We start from the raw sequence: 15,812 nt of genomic DNA on the forward strand, positions 1-15,812 counted from the left end.
CCGTTGATTTACCGTCAGCGACACCATTGCCGAGGCAACCTTTGAGTCATGGCGACTCGAGGCCTGTACACCGAGCGCTACAGTCGGCCGCTGCGTCTATTGGAACGGTATCAGATCATCGACCATAAGACCTGCCCCGTAGACATCCTTCGCCGTACCGCTGAACAGACGATCCTTTTCGCTTTCGGTAAAGTCTTCCACAGTGCGCTTGAAGGCGTTCCACAATACCCCGTAGCTGACCATGCCTTTATCCACCGGAAAATTGCTTTCGAACATACAGCGTTCAACCCCGAAGCAATCGATTGCCGTCAGCAGGTAAGGTCGCCAGGCTTGGCTCAACGCCTGGGAAGTTGGCGGCAGCGGTGCGGCATCGAGGTCGAACCCGGCCACTTTCATGCCTAACCCGCCTAACTTGAGGCGCAGATTGGGCTGTTGGGCCAGGCGTTCGAGACTGGCTGCCCAGCTGGCGAACACCTGGGCTCGTTGGTCCGCATAGCAACCCGCGCCCAGTGGTCCACCCAGGTGGTCGATGACGATCACAAGATCAGGAAAGTCGCGCGCGAGCGCGAGCACTTCGTTCAGCTGGGTGTGGTAGGCCCAGATATCCAGTACCAGTTCCATGCGCTGGACCACGGCCAGGCCGCGGCGAAAAGCTGGCTCGCCAAGACGCCCAGGTGGCGGTGGCTTGGGATTGGAAACCAGCCTTGGGTCCGGATGCCAGGCCGTGGTATTGCGGATACCGCAGAATCGATTGCCGGCCCGCTGACGCATCTCTTCCAGCACCGGTTGAACACCCTCGCCAAGCATGAGGTCCGCGCCGCCAATGATGCCAGCGCATAACCGTCGCGTGCCCAAAGCGCCACTGGCGCTCTGCGCGGCGACGCCGTTGGCGTACTCGACCTCGCCCACTGGCTGGAACGGCTCTGAACGATCCAGTGCCAGCATGGAGCGGCATTGGACGTAGACCGAGGCGGCAATGTTGTGTCCACTCTGTATATCAGCGAGGTAATCCTCGATCAGATAGCGCTGGCCAGGGCGATCCCACAGGTGGTGATGCGCATCGACGATCATGCGGTCCGGGTCCAACGGCGCTTCTTGGACCTTGGCCAGCCAATCGGGCCGAACCGGGGCGTGGGGAGATTGCAAGTTACGCTCCGGGTTTGTCAGAACAAAGGTAAGGTGTAGTTGAGAATGACCCGGTTCTGGTCTCCATTGCGAGCAGCCTCGGAGTGAGACTCTGCGTTACGCCATGCTATTCCGAGCCCTTTGAACGTCCCGCCCTGAACGACATAGTCCAGGGAAAAGTCGCGCTCCCACTCCTCCTGCTTCTGGCCGCCGGTGGTCTGGATGCTGTCGCCCTTCAAGTAGATCAAGGAAGCCTTCAGCCCTGGAATGCCGTTGGCTGCGAAATCATAGGCATATTGCGCAAACCGCGTCTGTTCCCCAGCCCGGGTAAAGCTCAGGAGCATCTTGTCAGTCCAGAGGTAAAGGCTGCTGCCGCCGGCCCCCTTATCGATCGAGCCCTGGTTTAGCTGAACGAAGTTGCTGTCATCTGAAACGCTTTGCAGACCCAGCGTGACCGCGTGACCGCCCAGGCGGTAGGTAAATGCGGCGCTCCACAGGTCATTGTCGATTTCGCCATCACCATCTTGCGTGTAGCCGGCAACGGTATAACCGAGGCTTCGGCCCGAGGCACTTGCGTTGGCGCCCTCGGAGCGGGTGCGGAAATAGCGCACGTCTGTGCTCAAGGAGCTCATCTCAGTCAATGGAAATGAATGGGTAAGCCCAACAAACTGTTGGGTGTAGTAGTCTTGGAGCTGCCCCACATAGTACTGCAGCATCAGCGCCTCGGTAGCGCGATAGTCAGCGCCGGCGAAGTAGAAACGATCGCTTTCCTGAGTGCCGCCGCTGACGGCCATGCCAGTAAGATCGGTAGAGGCTCGCCCCTTGGCGCGGTTGAGGGCCCCGGCGATCAATGTGAAATCTTTCACGTCCTTGGACTGAATCTGCGCGCCTTGAAAAGTCTGAGGCAGCAGCCGACCATCCGAGGCGAGCAATACCGGCATCTTCGGCATCAGCTGTCCAATACGCAGCTCGCTCTGGCTCAGCTTGAATTTGGCCGTCGCGCCCATGTTGCTCCACTGATCTGCAGCCTGGCTCCCGTCCGACGGGATCATGGTACTTCCTGAATGCCGGCCCGTGCCGCTGTCGAGTGTGAGCCCCATCATGGCCATGATATCGACCCCAGCCCCTACGGTGCCTTCGGTATAGCCTGAGCGAAAATCGAGCAGGAACCCCTGTGCCCACTCTTCGGTTTTCGAGGGCGCCGCAGTACCGTCGCGGTTATCACTATTGAAATAGAAGTTGCGCAGCGAGAGGTTGGCATGGCTGTCGGCGATAACCTCAGCATGCGCCGAGAAGGTTGCCAGACAGCCGCCGACGCCAGCCCAGGCCAGCTGGCCGAGCGAAGTGGTCCTTTTCAAGGTAGAAGCTCCTGTGGCCCCATGATGGGGCGCGATGATCTTGTTATTGGAATGAAGCGAATCAGCCCTGCATGCCCCAGCGGCGCACCGTGAGCATTTCAATGCTGCGAAATACCAGGCCCTCGACCACCAGGCCGATCAGGATGACCATAAGCAGGCCTGCGAAGACATTGGGTGTTTCCAAGGCGTTGCGATGCTGGAACACGTACCAACCCAGGCCGCCGGAATTACCCGACACGCCAAATACCAGTTCAGCGGCGATGAGGGTGCGCCAGGCAAATGCCCAGCCAATCTTCAGGCCGGCCAGAATAGAGGGTATCGCTGCCGGAATCAGGATGCTCACGACTAACTTGAGCCCGCGTAGCCCGTAGTTTCGTCCAGCCATTCGCTGGGTCTGACTGACCGATTGGAAGCCAGAATAGGTATTGAGCGAAACCGCCCACAAGACCGAATGAACGATGACCAGCATCAAGCTCTGTATCCCCAGGCCGAACCACAGCATGGCAAGGGGCAGGATAGCGATAGCGGGTAGAGGGTTGAACATCGCCGTGAGGGTAGCCAATACATCGGTGCCCAGGCGGGTTGAAACAGCCAGGGATGTCAGTACTGCCGCCAGACCAATAGCCAGGGCATAGCTCATCAGCAATACCTTCAATGAGCTGACTACAGCCTGAGGCAGTACGCCGCTGAGGACGTCCTGGACCATGGCCACCACCGTCTCGCTGAAGGTCGGGAACATCAATGAGTTGTCCAGGTAGCGAGCATACAGCTCCCACACCAAAGCCAAAGCGACCAGCACCAGGGTACGCCGCACTCCTGTCTGGGCGAAAAGGCGTTCCCGCAAGCCTAGGCGGCGGGCAACGTCTCCTATCTGGCCTGGCGCCACCGGGGCATATTCGATATCCGCGCGCGGTTGGACGACTTTATTCATGGGCTGTCTCGCTATGGCCGAAGAGCATATGGCTGATACGCTGCTGCAGGTGACTGAACGCTGGAGTGCCCTGGTCAGCGAAACTGAAGGCACTACAGTCCAGTTCAGCGCGTACTTGCCCAGGATGAGGCGTAAGTACCAGGACGCGAGTACCCAGCACGATCGCTTCGTCGATGGAGTGCGTGACGAACATCAGTGTGAATGGCGACTGTTCCCATAGCCCGAGCAGCTCTTCTTGCATGCGTCGACGGGTCAGTGCATCAAGCGCTGCGAAGGGCTCGTCCATCAGCAACATCGCTGGCTCCATGGCTAGCGCTCGGGCTATGGCTACACGCTGTTTCATGCCACCGGAGAGCTGATGGGGATAAGCGTCGAAGAATTTGCCCAGCCCAACCTTGGTCGCTGCACGTGCGGCGCGGTCGGCTATTTCCTCACGAGGGAAACGGCCGGTAGCCCGCATTGGAAAGATGATATTGCCCAAGACGGTTTTCCAGGGCATGAGCTGGTCGAATTCCTGGAAGACCATCATGCGATCTGGGCCAGGGGAGCGTACAACGTGGCCGTCCAGGCATATCTGACCCGCTACCGGTTCGATGAAGCCTGCCACGCTTTTGAGCAAGCTGGACTTGCCACAGCCGGAAGGACCCAGCAGAACGAAACGGTCGTTTCGCTGTACGTCGAAGGACACCTGGTGGGTGGCGGTGATGAGCTGGTCCCGGGTCTTGTACTGCAAGGTCACATCGCGGACATTGAGCAGCGCGCGAGTGACTACCTCATCCGGCACTCGGTTGTAGGACAATCCGTTCATCAGCTTCCCTCCCCATTTGAAACAGGGGCAAAGAAGACGTCCTGCCAAGCCGGGGGTGTGAGTTTCAAGGCCCCCGAACGCACCATGAAGGTCGCGAGCGCCATCACCCCGACCGGCTGTACGGACCACTCGCTTTCAACCTGGTGCAGCATGTCCTCGATCTGGTCCACGGAAAGGCTGGATGACTCGCTGGCCAGGTAAAGCTCCGCAGCCTTGCGCGGCTGGCTTCGGATGTACGCCTGGGCCTCGTCGATGGCGGCGACCACAGAGGCACTGAGCTGGGGATTGTTCTTGACGAAGCGCCCTGTGGTGGTAAGGACGCCGCTGGTCATGCGCAGGTCGAGGGCCTTGGAGAAGTCATAGAGTTTGGTAACGCGAGAGTCTCTCGCCAATTGATAGCTGTACGGATTAGGCCCGATGTAACCGGTGATTCCGGTTTTATTGACCAGGCTGGCGGTAGCATCAGGATGCGGAAGGCTGACCATCAGATTGTCGAGTCTGTGGCTCTGGCCAGGCCCGAATTCACGCTCGGCTGCCATCTGAAGCAGAAGCGCTTGCTGGCCACTGGGCGAGTTCACGGCGATCTTGTCTTCAGGCTTGAGGTCGGCCAGGGATTTGACCGAAGCGTCATTCACGAAAAAACCGTTGTCTCCAGCCACCAGCGCGCACAACGCTCGTACATCCAGGGACTTGCGGGTTTTTTCCCAGGCAATCAAGGTACCGGACAAACCATAGCCGCCGATATCGACGTTACCGCTGATCAATGCATCATTGATGGCCGGGGCCCCGCTGATGCGTTTGATTTCGAATGTAGTGTCCTTCTCTCCATGGGCGGCTGCCTGTTTTTGAAACAGACCGAGTTTGTCCGCGACGGTAACGGGCAGGTAGGCGTAACCGTATTGGATCGCGAGGGTGACCTTGCTCTGTTCCGCCTTGGCCACGGGGCTCAAGGCGACCAGCGCCAGTGTCAAAGAGAGCGCCTTGAAAGACGACGAGTGAATGCACAGCGCGCGCAAACGAGTGACGGGCATAGCCAGACTCCTTTTTGTTATTTTTGAAACGCTATTCCTTTTTATAGGTAGTCATAGCTTGGTGTCGCAGTCAATACCCTAAGTCGATCACCTGTATTGGCGATTAGCGGCCCGTTTAGGGGTGGTCTCGCTCGATTTTATGGTCTATTTTGAAATGGCGTTTCGCAAAATAATTTTAAGAAATGGCCGCCCAGCGGTCTTTCCGTGTCAGGAGCATGCATGAGCTTCTTCGCACCGCCCCCTTCGTCTGAGACGATCCTGTTCACTCGCCTGCCGCAGCGATTCCGCAATCCGCGGAACACTTCCTGCGCCAATGCCAATCGCCAGGGGCGAGAAATCGACTCCTTTCTTGAAGGACCATCGTTCGATCGCCAGGGAAATCTCTGGGTAACGGACATTCCCTATGGGCGTATCTTCCGAATCTCGCCAGCTGGAGAGTGGGAGCTTGTCTGCCAGTACGACGGCTGGCCCAACGGTCTGAAAATTCACCGTGATGGCCGGGTTTTCATCGCTGACTACAAACGAGGCATCCTAGTACTCGATCCGCTCACTGGGGTGGTAGAGCCATTGCTGGAATCAGCGGGCTCGGAAGGTTTCAAGGGGGTGAACGACCTGGTCTTCGCCCCTAATGGTGATCTGTATTTCACTGACCAGGGGCAGACTGGCCTGCAGGACGCTAGCGGCCGCGTCTACAGGCTCGATACCAACGGCCAGTTGAGCTGCCTGTTGAATACGATTCCGAGCCCTAACGGGATCGTCTACGACCCGCACCTGAATCATCTGCTGGTCGCCGTAACGCGGGCCCAGCAAGTCTGGCGGATACCCTTGGGGAACGGCGCAATGGTCGGCAAGGTCGGCGTGTTCGCTCAACTCCACGGCGGCCTCGGCGGTCCGGACGGGCTGGCACTGGATGAGCAGAGCAACCTGTATGTCGCACATACCGGGTTTGGCTCGGTCTGGAAACTATCCAGAGTCGCCGAGCCTTTGCAGCGCATCGTTTCCTGCGCCGGCATCAGTAACACGAACCTTGCGTTCGGTGGCCCGGATGCGCGAACGCTGTTCATCACCGAATCAGAGACGGGAAGCATTCTCCAGGTGCCCGTCCAGAGCCCGGGTCTGGCTATGTTCTCCCATAGCTGAGCCGACCGACCCAATAACGACAAAAACGGGTGACCTATGTCTCATGCCAGTTTCCATGCCGAGGAATCGCTTAACGACGCCGAGGGTGAACGCTTGATGCGTCGCATCCTTTGGCGTCTCGTTCCCTTCATTTTCATCTGCTACGTGGTCAGTTACCTGGATCGGACCAACGTCGGCTTCGCCGCGATCAGCATGAACCAGGATCTGGGGCTGACGGCCACCATGTTCGGTTGGGCGGCTGGCCTGTTTTTCTTTGGCTACTTCATGTTCGAGATTCCCAGCAACCTCCTGATGCAACGCTTCGGCGCGCGTATCTGGATTGCCCGGATCATGATCACCTGGGGACTTATCTCCATGGCCACTGCGTTCGCGACGGGGCCGATCAGTTTCAGTATCGCGCGCTTCCTGTTGGGGTTGGCGGAAGCGGGATTCACGCCTGGGGTGTACCTGTATTTCACCTACTGGTTCCCTGGGAAGTGGCGGGCAAAGGCGACCGCCACCTTCCTGCTTGGCATTCCGGTGGCGAACATCGTCGGCTCGCCGCTTTCCGGATGGCTGCTCGAACAACATGGCGTCTGGGGGCTGAAGAACTGGCAGCTACTGCTGGTAACCGAAGCCTTGCCCGCAGTGCTACTAGGTATCGCCTGCCTATTTGTCCTGGTGGATACTCCGGCCAAGGCACGGTGGCTAAGCTCTCGCGAAAAAGCCTGGTTGACCGCGCGGCTGTCCCAAGAGCAAAGCGCCATAGGCGCCACCCATGGCAACACCCTGCGCGGCGCGCTGACCAATCCCAAGGTATTCACGCTTGCGGCAATCAATTTTTGCTGCATCGTCGGCTCTATCGGCATTGGTATCTGGTTGCCGCAGATCATCAAGGGGCTGGGTATCAGCAGCGGTGTAGTTGGCCTGGTGGTGGCATTGCCGTACCTGCTGGGCGCCATCTCCATGACCCTGTGGGCCCGCCTGGCCAATCGCAGCGCACATCGCTTGCCCTATGTGGTGGCAGCATTGACAGTGGCGGCCCTGGCGTTGGTCGGGGCCGCGCTGTTCGATCAGCCCATCTTGAAGATCGCGAGCTTGTGCGTAGCGGTGGCTGGTATCTTGTCGTTCCAAGCCACGTTCTGGGCGATCCCATCGACCTTCCTGACGGGCCGGGCCGCGGCGGGCGGACTCGCCATGATCGTGTCCATCGGTAACTTGGGGGGATTCGCCGGACCATTCCTGATCGGCCTGATCAAGGATGCGACCCAGAGTTTTACGGTGCCCTTCTTTGCAGTGGCGTCCATTCTGCTGGTCGGAACCTGTCTGATGATCTGGCTCGGCGATCCGGCCAAGCGCGAGCCTGCAGGACAAAATGCTCAGCTTAATCCACTGAGGTAGAGCGGTAGCCAGGTCTGCAAAGAACAGCCCCGGCGCTATGGCCGGGGCTGTGTTGGCGTCGATGGGCGTGAAATCAGCCTGGCAGCAAGCAACCCTTTTTCTTCAATGATTCCAGTACCCAGGAGCGGTCGTTGGTACCTTGGGCGATCTGCTCCATCTGAGCGGCTTCTGCGGCGTGCTTGGCCGCAGCACGAGCGTAGACCTCGGCGACCTCTTGGTAGGGCACGCAGAGCAGTCCATCGTCATCACCGATGACCAGGTCGCCCGGTTCGATCACCATGCCGTCGATGGCAATGGGTACGTTGATTTCACCCGGGCCATCTTTATAAGGCCCACGGTGGGTGACCCCAGCGGCGAACAGTGGGAAATCCCCGGCGCCGATATTGGCAGCATCGCGGATAGCCCCATTGATGACGATGCCGGCAACACCACGCTTGATTGCGTAGGCCACCATCATCTCGCCAATGAGCGCGTTGCTCAGGTCACCACCGGCATCGACGACGATTACATCGCCAGGCTCGGCGATATCGATAGCGTAGTGAAGCATCAGGTTGTCACCCGGACGGGCCTTTACGGTAAGGGCCGGACCGGCAAGCACGCCCTGGCGGTGCATGGGGCGTAGGCGGGCGCCACCGGCCGTCATGCGGTTCATGGAGTCACTGACGTTGGCTACCGGAACCTCCCGATACCGTGCAACCCATTCTTCGCCAACCTTGCGGTTTCGTTCCAAGACTTGAAATCCAATGCTCATGTGACCTACCTCTGTCGATTTTTATTGGGTGCCATCAAATATGAAGATGGCACTGGTGTAGAACGCCATTTCATTACGCACGATTAAAGCACCCGCGCCTAGCTGAGTGGAAGCGTCCTTGCGCACAAATCAGGTTATTATTGCAACGCCATTCCATTATGCTAGGGTAATCGCCTGGTCAGCCCAACCGGCTGCAGACGTTCTTGACAATAATAAGGTGCCCCCAATGCCCCTCACTCTCTTGATCACCGGCCCTGAGCTCTCGCCAGCCGCCATGACGCTGGCCGCCGAAAACGGTGTTACCGTCATCCCTACCACGCCTTACCTTCCTGCTGCCGAACTCGAGGCGATCATTCGCGCTGAGCAGCCCGACGCGATAATCGTTCGCCAAGGTAACTTGACCGCAGACATGATCAAGGCATCCAGCAAGCTCAAGATCATCGCCAAGCACGGTGTAGGCTACAACACGATCGATATTCAGGCCGCGGCCGAGCGCGGTATTCCCGTCACCACTGCCATTGGCGCCAACGCCCAGTCGGTGGCCGAACACGCCTTCGCCTTGATGTTCAGCGTGGCCCGGCAAACCGCCCTGCTGGACGCACGGATGCGAGACGGTCACTGGGACAAGACATCAGCCAACGGCATAGAGTTGTTTGGCAAGACCCTGGGCTTGGTCGGGCTGGGCGCCATCGGCAGTATTCTCATGGACCTGGTCGAACCGCTGCGCATGAAGGTCAAGGTTTTCGATCCCTACCTAAAAGCACTCCCGGAGCGCGCGCATGTGCAGCGGGAAGACGATTTCGATCGTCTCCTGGCCCAAAGCGATATTCTTAGCTTGCATTGCCCACTGACCGACACCAATCGCAACCTGATCGGCGCTGACCAGTTGGCGCGGATGCGTCCAGGAAGCATCCTGATCAACACCGCACGAGGGGAGTTGATCGATACTCAAGCCTTGGTGCAGGCCTTGAGCGAACGCAAGATCGCAGGCGCTGGCCTGGATACGTTCGATCCAGAACCCCCAGCCGCCGATAGCCCGCTGTGGGGGCTGCCGACCCTGGTCGCCACGCCTCATGTCGGCGCCAACACGGCCGAAGCCCGCGACCGGGTAGGGCTGGTAGCCTTGGGGCAGATCCTCGATGCCTGGGCTGACAAACCCTTGGACCCGCGTTGTGTGGTCAATAGGCATCTGATCAACAACTGACTGCCTAAGACCGCGCGCTGCCCACGCCGGACGGCGCGCTACCTGATCGCTTGACTCCAGAAAAAATAACAATTGGAGAACATCATGACCAAAACAGCGGCCCAGCCGGACGAGCTCGAACGGAGCACCATGCAACGCGTTGCCTGGCGCCTGTTGCCCTTTCTTATCGTCTGCTATCTGATCGCGATCATCGACCGCGGCAATATCGGCATGGCCTCCTTGCAGATGAATCAGGACCTGGGTTTGTCGGCAAAGATATTCGGCTTCGCCAGTAGCCTGTTCTTTTTCGCCTACTTCCTTGTCGAGGTTCCGAGCAACCTGGCCCTGCAGCGCTATGGCGCTCGTATCTGGATTGCCCGGATTATGATCACCTGGGGCCTGATTTCAGCGGGCACGGCTTTCGTCCAGGGCGCAAACTCGCTTTACGTCATGCGCTTCCTGCTCGGTGCGGCCGAAGCCGGCTTTTTCCCTGGCGTGCTGCTGTACCTGACCTACTGGTTACCGGCGGCCTATCGTGCGCGTATGGTGGCGATCTTCATGGTCGCCATTCCAGCGGCCAACTTCCTTGGCTCACCCTTATCCGGGCTTCTGTTAAGCCTGGACGGTTGGATGGGCATGCGTGGCTGGCATTGGCTGTTTCTGCTGGAAGGCATACCTGCCGTGCTGCTCGGCATCGCCTGCCTGTTCATCCTGACGGATCGGCCAGAGCAGGCCGCCTGGCTCAGTGATGAGCAACGCGGCTGGCTGATTGGACGCCTTCGGGAGGAGGGCGCGAAAAAGACTGCCATTGGCCATATTTCGCTGTGGAAGCTGCTGCGCCACAAGGACATCTGGGTGTTGTCCCTGATCTACTCCGGGGCCTCGGCTGCCGGCAGCACCATGAGCGTCTGGGCTCCGCAATTGCTCAAGACCTTCGGTCTGACTTCGATGCAGATTGGTCTGGTCAACGCCATCCCTTATGGAATCGCTTCGGTAGTGATGATCATCTGGGGCCGCAGTTCCGACCGGACCGGTGAGCGTCGTTGGCACACCGCAATGACCATGTTGCTGATCGCCGCGGGGCTATTGATGACCCTGTTCACCTCGTCTCTCGCGGCCACGGTCGTGATGCTCACGATGGTCTTGGTGGGTGCCTATTCAATGAAAGGGCCATTCTGGGCGCTCGTATCCGGCTGGCTTTCGTCCTCTACCGCTGCCGCGGGCCTGGCTGCGGTTGGGGCCATGGCCAACCTTATCGGCGGCGGTCTGATGGTCAACGCCTATGGCGCCATTCACGACGCCACAGGCAGCTACGCGCTTGCCCTTATGCCTCTGGCAGCCTTGTGCACCGTGGCCGGCATCATGGTGGTAGTCATAGGCCGCAAACGCCAGCAAGAACAGGCAAAGGCCTCTACCACGGCGGCACCCGGTCGCCCCTGAGGCTTCGGTCGCCAAGCGCTCCTCGATGACAGGGGAGCGCTCACAACAACAATAATCGAGGGAATTGCAATGTCGTTTACGCGTCGTCGTTTTCTGCAGGCGGGCGGGGTGCTGGGCTTGACCGCCTGTACCGAGGTGCTGGCCAGCGTACCTTTCAGTGAAGGGGAGAACCAACCGAAATTAACGCTGCCGGCCGGTAGCGTTGACTGTCATATGCACTTATATGACAACCGGGTCCCGCCTGTGCCAGAGGCAACGCTGTTTCCACCGAACGCTTCCTTGGAAGACTACCGTGGATTGCAAAATCGGCTTGGCATAGGCCGCATGGTCATAGTCACGCCTTCCACCTACGGAACCAACAATAGCGTAATGCTGGACGGACTACTGCAAAGCCAAGGCAATGCCCGAGGCGTGGCGGTAGTGGACGCCTCAGTAACGGATGCAGCCCTGGCGAGCATGCATAAGGCAGGTGTACGGGGAATACGCTTCAACCTTAGCGTCGGAAATACAGCCCTGGACGATCTCGAGCGCTTGGCGCCGAGGGTCAATGAGCTGCGGTGGAACGTGCAAGTGGCACCTGGACCGTTGCTTCCTCAAATTACCCCGCGCTTATTGAGGCTAACGGCTCCGGTAGTGATCGACCATATGGGACATGTTCCTCAACCGGACGGTCTGTCATCGGATGCGTTTCGCGCTCTGTCAACGTTGATCGACACGGGCCGCGCCTGGGTGAAGCTCTCGGCGCCTTATCTTCGCTCAAAGGTCGGCGCGCCGACCTATTCCGATGTTGGAACCGTTGCCCAAGCACTGGTCCAGCGAGCGCCACAGCGGATGCTCTGGGGCAGCGATTGGCCTCATCCCACGCTTCCCATGGAGCAAAAGCCCGACGATGCCTTGATCCTCGACCTTCTAGCGAATTGGGCGCCGGAAGAGAAAATTCGCGCTCAGATCCTTCATGACAATCCGGTAGCCCTGTATGGCTTTTGATGAGAAAGCACTGTAAACACATTTTGAGCATCTGGTTGCCTCTAGCTGACTGTTCTTACCGTTTCGCCATGATGAATGGCGCCTAGACCCGATGCGGCCAGCCACTGACGCTGGTTCCAAAATCACACGTCTTTTTGAGATTTCGAAGCTGATCTTATAGCTGTCAAGGGAAAATTCGACTAGTCCCTGCATCCTATGGCGCGCATTCATGGCTGAACAAGATGTCTCTCGGCTAGAACAGGTTGAGGTCGTATTGAAAGTTGAGTTTTACGTCGTAATAGTCGAGGTGATTTCCAAGCCTGCTGCCTTGACGATCTTCTCTGGCAGAACTAATAATTACGGTTGATCGGAAACCTTTCAATGGTCCAGATTTTGGATTGTAGCCAGCCAGCACTCCGGTTGCAGTGCCTTTGACCCGAACGTCATTTTTGTAGTCTTCATAACCATTAGTAAAAAGCTGCGAGACCCCAATTTGCATATCGTTCGGCAGTTGCCATAAGTAGCCTGCCTGCCAGGACCACATGTTATTATAATTCCTGTCGATACTGAGGTCGTAGGTGTAACTGACATCGGTGTCAACCCCCGACAGTCTGTAGAGCTTGCCCCCGGTCTTGCCGATCGCTAAAAATGCACATCCTTTATCGCTCACATAGTTGAATCTTCCCCCAAGCACGTAAGTTTCGTCTGCGCCTTCATAGCTTGCTGAAGTACCATTCAACTTTGCATATAAAGCAACGAACTCAGGTTTAAAGTAATGCCTGTTATCTTTCCCGACAGCGTATCGCTGGGATATCCGGGTCATGGCCTGAGCTGCTACGTCGTTCTGCCAAGAGAGGGTCAGCGCATAAGTGTCAAGTCCATTGCGATAAACCGCAGATGTAAGATATTGTGGGCGCAAGGTGTCATATTCATAAGTATTAGGGTTTATCGGTCCTGCCTTGTGTACGCCCTCTGACACGTCCGGGTAATAATAAACACCAAATCGATACATTCCATATATGTCTAGATTGGATGTGGCGCTGTATTTTACAAGCGCAGCATCCGACATGGTAGGTTGCGTGCGCTGGGAACTCGAGTTTATAAGAGGGATGTCATCTTGACCGCTGTACGCTGAGTCCGTGACCATCCTTCCTATCCTAAGCTTGAGGTTATCTGCTACCTTCACTTTGATCGCTGCGGTATAAAGATTGAAGCTATCTTGCCCATCCAGGTACCAGCGAGTGCTCCAATCATCGTGTGTAGCCAGGCGTTGCGTTCTAAAAAAACCTACATCGATCCCCGCATGTTCCCAAGCATACGGGCTGTTGTACTCTAATGCTACCCCCTGCACCCATGCATAGATATCGTTGTTTGGAGCTGCGCTCGGTTTGTCTGCTCGCCTTAATTCATTACGCAAGCGCAGCCGAAGCGCACCATCCTGCTCATAGAAGTCATCTGCGAAAGAAGCTGAACTTACCATGGTCAGGATGGTGATAGTCAAAATAGAGCGCGTAGCATTAAATGACATCAGGAAAATCGCCTTCTTGTAATTATAGTTCGAGTTTTCTAATTGCCGAGCGATACTTCTGAGCCGAACATATTGAGGCTGACGCCTATAGGGCGAACGTGTATATGTTAACTATAAGGTCAGCCGTCTTTTATAGCCAAGATGTCGCTTCGGCGCACGCATCGGGTGTTAATTAGGTTATAGCGTCGTATTTATGAAATCGTCAATTGGTTGCTCATCGCTTGTCGAGATGCCTGTCATCAGAAAAAAACATGCTTTCAAAGACACCCGGTCTGGCCTTTTAAGATTGACATCTACGTGTCTACCTAGGGATATTGTCCTATGCCCTTCGGCAGCTTAATTGCACGGCGCGGATGGAGTATCTGTGATCTACAGAATTGTGTCGAAATTCTAACAATGTCTTGCTCAAAATAAGAAGGAATGGAAAATGATAGGGCGCGGCTTGGCATGTCGAGGAGTATTGGCCTTGACACTCTTCTCGGGTAGTTATGGGTATGCTCTCGCGGACGGGGAAGATTCTTCGATTTCACCAAGGTATTTGCCTCTGATCGGGAAGGTCGACGACCGCTTTCAGTCATACAACGTTGAGATGGTTGAAGTCACTGGGGGCAGGTTCTGGAAGCCATATGCTGATATAGGTCCTGTCCTCGAAAAGCAGGGAGAGGCAAAGGCATCGGGCTCGAAGGGCATGAATCCAGAGCTCTTTGGCTACAGACCACCGGTTGATCTCAATAATAAACGTCTACGTAACCTTGCAGCAGCCTTGTCGCCCGCATATGTTCGTACTAGTGGTAGCTGGGCGAACAACACGTATTTCCCTGAGTCGGATACGCTTCCAACCAAGATACCGGATGGTTTTGGAGGAGTATTGAGCCGGGAGCAGTGGAAAAAACTGGTCGATTTTTCAAATGAAGTAGATGCCCCCATCATTACGTCGTTTGCAATCAGTGCGGGCGTGCGTGACAGCAGCGGTGCCTGGACAAGTGCACAGGCGGAGCGCTTCCTTGCCTACACTCGTGAAATAAATGGTCATATTGCTGCGGCTGAGTTCATGAATGAGCCTAACGCTCCGGCGATCGGAGGTGCTCCGCCGGGGTACGATGCCGCAGCGTACGGTCGGGATTTCAAAGTTTTCCATAAGTTTCTTCGCAAAACTGCATCTGATATACAAATACTCGGACCAGGCTCGGTCGGGGAAAACGACGCTGACTGGGGAATGTCCCATACCGGGTTGCCCATGGTTGATACCTCAGAGCTTCTTAGCGCCGCCGGACGTGGGATAGATGGTTTTTCCTACCATCATTACAGTGCTGTTTCCCAGCGTTGTGCGCCTGCTAGTCAGACAACAGAGCAAGCGGCGTTGAGTGAGCAATGGCTTGAGCGCACAGAGATCAGTCTTGCTTTTTACCGAAAGCTCAGAGATTCCTTTGAGCCTGGAAAGCCGATCTGGCTCACCGAAACGGGAGACGCCGCCTGTGGTGGCAACCCATGGGCGGCCACATTCCGAGACACGTTTCGTTATCTAGACCAATTGGGTCGCCTGGCCAAACAAGGAGTCCAGATGGTCGCCCATAATACGCTCGTTGCAAGCGACTATGGCCTGATCGACGAGCATGATTTTACTCCGCGTCCGAACTACTGGGCCGCCGCCTTGTGGAGCAAGACCATGGGGGCGGCAGTGTTGGAGGCAGGCTTGAAAAACCGTGTGGGTTTGCATATCTATGCCCATTGCACGCGTTCGGTTCCAGGAAGCGTTTCTTTGTTGGTGATCAACAACGATGAAACTAATGCAAGTAGCATCGAGCTGCCTATTCCCTCCGAGCGCTATACACTATCCTCAAGCTCAGGTCTGTCGACGAAGGATGTAATGCTCAATGGGAAGGTTTTGGCGGTATCAGATAATGATACGGTGCCGGCGTTCGACGCTGTACAGGTAGCAGCTGGGCGGGTGAGATTTGATCCGGCCACTATCACCTTTCTCATTGTTCCAACTGCAGAAAACCAAGCCTGCATGTGACCTTGTGTCAGCTTAAAAAAATACTGGCAGCCTGAGGGGGGCTGTTGTCGCTATTGGCGTCTATGGGTCGATAGGGGCCCATTGCCGCTGGCAGCAAACGATTGCAGTCGTCCACCTAAGATTGCACCAGGGTGCTCTCGGCAGGCATGGACGC

At 56.9% G+C, this 15,812-nt stretch carries 13 protein-coding genes; 6 read left to right on the forward strand and 7 right to left on the reverse strand.

Annotation, left to right across the window (positions count from 1 at the left end; translation table 11 throughout):
* Positions 1 to 96 precede the first annotated feature (96 nt).
* The 5 genes from ACP691_RS19005 to ACP691_RS19025 all read right to left on the reverse strand — a co-directional run bounded on the left by ACP691_RS19005 (position 97) and on the right by ACP691_RS19025 (position 5,253).
* Positions 97 to 1,146 (reverse strand): amidohydrolase family protein, encoded by a 1,050-nt coding sequence (locus ACP691_RS19005; RefSeq protein WP_426153165.1) that lies wholly within the window; start codon positions 1,144 to 1,146, stop codon positions 97 to 99.
* Positions 1,147 to 1,163: 17 nt separating this feature from the next.
* Positions 1,164 to 2,483 (reverse strand): OprD family porin, encoded by a 1,320-nt coding sequence (locus ACP691_RS19010; protein ID WP_426153163.1) that lies wholly within the window; start codon positions 2,481 to 2,483, stop codon positions 1,164 to 1,166.
* 61 nt (positions 2,484 to 2,544) lie between these two features.
* On the reverse strand, positions 2,545 to 3,414 hold the full coding sequence (locus ACP691_RS19015) for an ABC transporter permease (protein ID WP_426153161.1): 870 nt from the start codon (positions 3,412 to 3,414) through the stop codon (positions 2,545 to 2,547).
* Positions 3,407 to 4,222: an ABC transporter ATP-binding protein gene (locus tag ACP691_RS19020; protein WP_426153159.1), complete on the reverse strand. Its 816-nt coding sequence runs from the start codon at positions 4,220 to 4,222 to the stop codon at positions 3,407 to 3,409. Before ACP691_RS19020 ends, ACP691_RS19015 begins: the two co-directional genes overlap by 8 nt.
* Positions 4,222 to 5,253 (reverse strand): ABC transporter substrate-binding protein, encoded by a 1,032-nt coding sequence (locus ACP691_RS19025; RefSeq protein WP_426153157.1) that lies wholly within the window; start codon positions 5,251 to 5,253, stop codon positions 4,222 to 4,224. The genes ACP691_RS19020 and ACP691_RS19025 overlap by 1 nt, the downstream gene beginning before the upstream one ends.
* Before the next feature lie 219 nt (positions 5,254 to 5,472).
* Here ACP691_RS19025 and ACP691_RS19030 point away from each other — a divergent pair, with 219 nt between their 5' ends.
* Both ACP691_RS19030 and ACP691_RS19035 read left to right on the forward strand, forming a co-directional pair.
* A complete protein-coding gene (locus tag ACP691_RS19030; RefSeq protein ID WP_426153155.1) occupies positions 5,473 to 6,393 on the forward strand; it encodes an SMP-30/gluconolactonase/LRE family protein in 921 nt (306 codons plus the stop codon).
* 36 nt (positions 6,394 to 6,429) lie between these two features.
* A complete protein-coding gene (locus tag ACP691_RS19035; RefSeq protein ID WP_426153153.1) occupies positions 6,430 to 7,773 on the forward strand; it encodes an MFS transporter in 1,344 nt (447 codons plus the stop codon).
* Positions 7,774 to 7,846: 73 nt separating this feature from the next.
* Here the strand turns inward: ACP691_RS19035 and ACP691_RS19040 are convergent, their stop codons facing one another.
* Complete coding sequence (locus ACP691_RS19040) at positions 7,847 to 8,524, reverse strand: RraA family protein (protein ID WP_426153151.1); 678 nt, start codon at positions 8,522 to 8,524, stop codon at positions 7,847 to 7,849.
* A gap of 226 nt (positions 8,525 to 8,750) precedes the next feature.
* Between ACP691_RS19040 and ACP691_RS19045 the strand changes: the two genes are divergently transcribed.
* From ACP691_RS19045 to ACP691_RS19055, 3 genes are all read left to right on the forward strand, one after another.
* Positions 8,751 to 9,728, forward strand: a complete 978-nt coding sequence (locus ACP691_RS19045) for a hydroxyacid dehydrogenase (protein WP_426153149.1) — start codon at positions 8,751 to 8,753, stop codon at positions 9,726 to 9,728.
* A gap of 84 nt (positions 9,729 to 9,812) precedes the next feature.
* Positions 9,813 to 11,147 (forward strand): MFS transporter, encoded by a 1,335-nt coding sequence (locus tag ACP691_RS19050; RefSeq protein WP_426153147.1) that lies wholly within the window; start codon positions 9,813 to 9,815, stop codon positions 11,145 to 11,147.
* 69 nt (positions 11,148 to 11,216) lie between these two features.
* Positions 11,217 to 12,134 carry an amidohydrolase family protein gene (locus ACP691_RS19055; protein ID WP_426153145.1) on the forward strand — a complete coding sequence of 306 codons (918 nt, stop codon included), beginning with the start codon at positions 11,217 to 11,219 and terminating at the stop codon, positions 12,132 to 12,134.
* A gap of 232 nt (positions 12,135 to 12,366) precedes the next feature.
* Here the strand turns inward: ACP691_RS19055 and ACP691_RS19060 are convergent, their stop codons facing one another.
* Entirely contained in the window at positions 12,367 to 13,641 is a 1,275-nt protein-coding gene (locus ACP691_RS19060; protein WP_426153144.1) for a hypothetical protein, read from the reverse strand.
* 466 nt (positions 13,642 to 14,107) lie between these two features.
* Between ACP691_RS19060 and ACP691_RS19065 the strand changes: the two genes are divergently transcribed.
* Positions 14,108 to 15,658 carry a hypothetical protein gene (locus tag ACP691_RS19065; protein WP_426153142.1) on the forward strand — a complete coding sequence of 517 codons (1,551 nt, stop codon included), beginning with the start codon at positions 14,108 to 14,110 and terminating at the stop codon, positions 15,656 to 15,658.
* Positions 15,659 to 15,812 lie beyond the last annotated feature (154 nt).

The sequence above is a fragment of the Pseudomonas sp. DC3200b2 genome (assembly GCF_049895785.1).
Taxonomy (GTDB): Bacteria; Pseudomonadota; Gammaproteobacteria; order Pseudomonadales; family Pseudomonadaceae; genus Aquipseudomonas; species Aquipseudomonas massiliensis.

What these genes read in the sequence shown, in the direction of transcription:
- ACP691_RS19045 (WP_426153149.1), top strand. Translation starts at nt 8,751, where the DNA reads ATGCCCCTCACTCTCTTGATCACCGGCCCTGAGCTCTCGCCAGCCGCC.
- ACP691_RS19025 (WP_426153157.1), bottom strand. Translation starts at nt 5,253, where the DNA reads ATGCCCGTCACTCGTTTGCGCGCGCTGTGCATTCACTCGTCGTCTTTC.
- ACP691_RS19060 (WP_426153144.1), bottom strand. Translation starts at nt 13,641, where the DNA reads ATGTCATTTAATGCTACGCGCTCTATTTTGACTATCACCATCCTGACC.
- ACP691_RS19015 (WP_426153161.1), bottom strand. Translation starts at nt 3,414, where the DNA reads ATGAATAAAGTCGTCCAACCGCGCGCGGATATCGAATATGCCCCGGTG.
- ACP691_RS19040 (WP_426153151.1), bottom strand. Translation starts at nt 8,524, where the DNA reads ATGAGCATTGGATTTCAAGTCTTGGAACGAAACCGCAAGGTTGGCGAA.
- ACP691_RS19035 (WP_426153153.1), top strand. Translation starts at nt 6,430, where the DNA reads ATGTCTCATGCCAGTTTCCATGCCGAGGAATCGCTTAACGACGCCGAG.
- ACP691_RS19050 (WP_426153147.1), top strand. Translation starts at nt 9,813, where the DNA reads ATGACCAAAACAGCGGCCCAGCCGGACGAGCTCGAACGGAGCACCATG.
- ACP691_RS19020 (WP_426153159.1), bottom strand. Translation starts at nt 4,222, where the DNA reads ATGAACGGATTGTCCTACAACCGAGTGCCGGATGAGGTAGTCACTCGC.
- ACP691_RS19055 (WP_426153145.1), top strand. Translation starts at nt 11,217, where the DNA reads ATGTCGTTTACGCGTCGTCGTTTTCTGCAGGCGGGCGGGGTGCTGGGC.
- ACP691_RS19030 (WP_426153155.1), top strand. Translation starts at nt 5,473, where the DNA reads ATGAGCTTCTTCGCACCGCCCCCTTCGTCTGAGACGATCCTGTTCACT.